The sequence below is a fragment of the Kitasatospora putterlickiae genome (assembly GCF_039527695.1).
Classification (GTDB): domain Bacteria; phylum Actinomycetota; class Actinomycetes; order Streptomycetales; family Streptomycetaceae; genus Kitasatospora; species Kitasatospora putterlickiae.
The window spans coordinates 38,982-41,860 of record NZ_BAAAKJ010000020.1; the positions used below are offsets into that span (position 1 = coordinate 38,982).

Genomic DNA, 2,879 nt, shown 5'->3' on the forward strand with positions numbered 1-2,879 from the left:
CGGCCGGGCGGACCGACGCGGCGATCGCCCGCAAGCTGGAGCTGTCCGAGCGCACGGTGCGCCGGCTGGTCGCCGAACTGACCGCCGGCCTGGGCGCGGAGAGCCGCTTCCAGGCCGGCGTGCACGCCGCCCGGCTGGGCCGCGTCTGACCTGCGGCGGGGCGGACCGGCGGCGGGGTCAGGGCCGGCCGGGGACCGGCAGGCCGAGGTGGTCGCGCAGCGTCGTCCCGGTGTACTCGGTGCGGAACACCCCGCGCTCCTGGAGCAGCGGCACCACCCGGTCGACGAAGTCGTCCAGCCCGCCCGGGGTGAGGTGCGGAACGAGGATGAAGCCGTCCGCGGCGTCGCTCTGCACATGGTGGTCGATCTGGGCGGCGACGCTCGCCGGGGTGCCGATGAAGCTCTGCCGGCCGGTCACCTCGATCACCAGCTCGCGGCTGCTGAGCCCCTTCTCGGCGGCCACCGCGCGCCACTTGGCGGCGATCTCCAGCGGGTCGCCGAGCGAGGTGCGGCCCTGGACGAGGCCGGAGTCGCGGACCGGGTCGACGGCGGGCAGCGGGCCGTCCACGTCGTGGTCGGCGAGGTCGACGCCCCAGACCTGCTCCAGGAAGTTGATCGCGGTGGCCGGGCTCACCTGGGCGCGGCGGATGCCGGCGGCCCGCTCGACGGCCTCCTCCTCGGTGTCGCCCAGGACGAAGGTGACCCCGGGCATGATCTTCAGCTCGTCCGGCTTGCGCCCGTACGCGGCGAGGCGCCGTTTGACGTCCGCGTGGAAGGCCTGGCCGGCGGCGAGGGTGGAGTGCCGGCTGAAGACCACGTCGGCGGTGGCGGCGGCGAACTCGCGGCCCTCGTCGGAGTCGCCGGCCTGGATCACCACCGGGTGGCCCTGCGGCGGCCGGGGCACCGAGAGGGTGCCCTCCACGTCGAACTGCGGCCCCTGGTGGCGGACCGTGCCGGTGCCCGCCGCGTCCCAGAACTCCCGGGCGAGCGCGACGGTCTCGGCGGCCCGGGTGTAGCGGTCGGCGCGGTCGAGGTAGCCGCCGCGGCGGAAGTTCTCGCCGGTGAAGGCGTCGGAGGAGGTGACCATGTTCCAGGCGGCGCGGCCGCCGGAGAGGTGGTCCAGGGAGGCGAACCGGCGGGCCAGTTCATAGGGCTCGTTGAAGGTGGCGTTGACGGTGGCGGCCAGTCCGAGCCGGGTGGTGACGGCGGCGAGCGCGCCGAGCACGGTGATCGACTCGGGGCGGCCGACCACGTCCAGGTCGTGGATCCGGCCCTTGACCTCGCGCAGCCGCAGGCCCTCGGCGAGGAAGAAGAAGTCGAACCGGCCGCGTTCGGCGGTCGCGGCGAGGTGGCGGAAGGAGTCGAAGGCGACCTGGCTGCCGGAGGCCGGGTCGCTCCACACGGTGGTGTTGTTGACGCCGGGGAAGTGCGCGGCGAGGTGGATCTGCTTGAGCGGGCGGTCCGTCATCGGGTCACCTCGGCGGTCGCGGTGGGGTTGCCGGCGGAAGCGGCGGAAGCGGGGGAGGGGATGGTCGCGGCGAGCGCGTAGCGGCTGGCGGGGCGGGCCAGGCCGAGGTGCTCGCGCAGGGTGCGGCCGGTGTAGCCGGCGCGGAACAGACCGCGCTCGCGCAGCGCCGGTACGACGCGGTCGGCGAGCGCGGCGAGGTCGCGGGCCGGGTCGGCGGGCAGCAGGTGGAAGCCGTCGACCCCGCCGCCGCCCTCGGTGACCTCGGTGAGCAGGGAGTCGGCCGCGGCCCCGTCGGGCAGCGCGGCCGGGATCCGGGCCAGGATCCTCAGCGCCTCGCCGCCGCGCAGCCGCAGTTCGGTGGCGGCGGTGAGCCGGGTGGCCCGGTCGGGGGCGTCGAGCAGGACGACGTCGGCGTAGCGGGCGGCGGTGGCGACCCGGGCGCGGCCTCCGGGGCCGGCGTCCGGCGCGAGGTCGGCGGCGGTGACGGTGACCGCGATCACCGGGCGGCCCTGCGGCGGGCGGGGGGTGATGGAGGGGCCGCGGACGGAGAAGCGCGGGCCCTCGAAGTCGATGTGGTGGAGCTTGGCGCGGTCGACGAACCGGCCGGTGGCGGTGTCGCGGATCTCGGCGTCGTCCTCCCAGCTGTCCCAGAGCCGGACGGCGACCTCGGCGGCGTCGGCGGCCTCGGCCCAGAGTTCGTCGGCCGGGGCGGCGCCCTTGCGGCCGAAGGCCCTGGCCTCGGCCTCGGTGTCGGAGACGCCGACCAGCCAGCCGGCCCGGCCCTCGCTGACCCAGTCCAGGGTGTTGACCGAGATGGAGGTGTGGAAGGGCTCGGTGTGGGTGGTGGTGACGGTCGGGACCAGGCCGAGGCCGCGGGTGACCGGGGCGAGCCGGGCGAAGGTGGCGAGCGCGTCGAGCCGGAGCGGTTCGGCGGCGTAGGAGTCGTCGAGGGTGACGAAGTCGAGGGCGGCCCGTTCGGCGAGCCCGGCGAGGGCGGTGAAGTGGGCGGCGTCGACGTGGCCGGGGCTGTCGAGGGCGGCGGAAAGGTGCAGCTGGCGGGGCATGGGTGGCCTGGACTTTCCTGGGACGGAAGCGGTGCGTGCGGCGGGTCGCGGACCGGCCCGCCGGCCCCGGGGACGGGGTGGGCGGGGGTGCGCGGGCACGGGCCGGCCGGCCCGGGGTACGGGCGGGCGCGGGTGACGGGGTGGTGCGCGGGCCGGGGCGCGGCGGGGACGTCAGCCAGGCGGCGGCGGGGGGAACGCTCGGGTCAGCCGCGACACGCCGCGGACCACACGCGACCGAAGTCGATGTGGCTGCGGGTCACCAGCGGGCGGGGGGCGTTCACGGCTTCAGTTGACCAGCGGGTCCGCGGGTTCGTCAACCACCGTCTCAGCGGGCGGCCGCCGCGGGGG

2 protein-coding genes are annotated in these 2,879 nt (G+C 76.6%); both read right to left on the reverse strand.

The features are described from left to right. Positions 1-177: 177 nt before the first annotated feature. Entirely contained in the window at positions 178-1,467 is a 1,290-nt protein-coding gene (locus ABD308_RS02450; protein ID WP_344324751.1) for an LLM class flavin-dependent oxidoreductase, read from the reverse strand. After that, positions 1,464-2,531 (reverse strand): LLM class flavin-dependent oxidoreductase, encoded by a 1,068-nt coding sequence (locus tag ABD308_RS02455; protein ID WP_344324753.1) that lies wholly within the window; start codon positions 2,529-2,531, stop codon positions 1,464-1,466. Before ABD308_RS02455 ends, ABD308_RS02450 begins: the two co-directional genes overlap by 4 nt. Between the last annotated feature and the right edge of the window lie 348 nt (positions 2,532-2,879).

What these genes read in the sequence shown, in the direction of transcription:
- ABD308_RS02455 (WP_344324753.1), bottom strand. Translation starts at nt 2,531, where the DNA reads ATGCCCCGCCAGCTGCACCTTTCCGCCGCCCTCGACAGCCCCGGCCAC.
- ABD308_RS02450 (WP_344324751.1), bottom strand. Translation starts at nt 1,467, where the DNA reads ATGACGGACCGCCCGCTCAAGCAGATCCACCTCGCCGCGCACTTCCCC.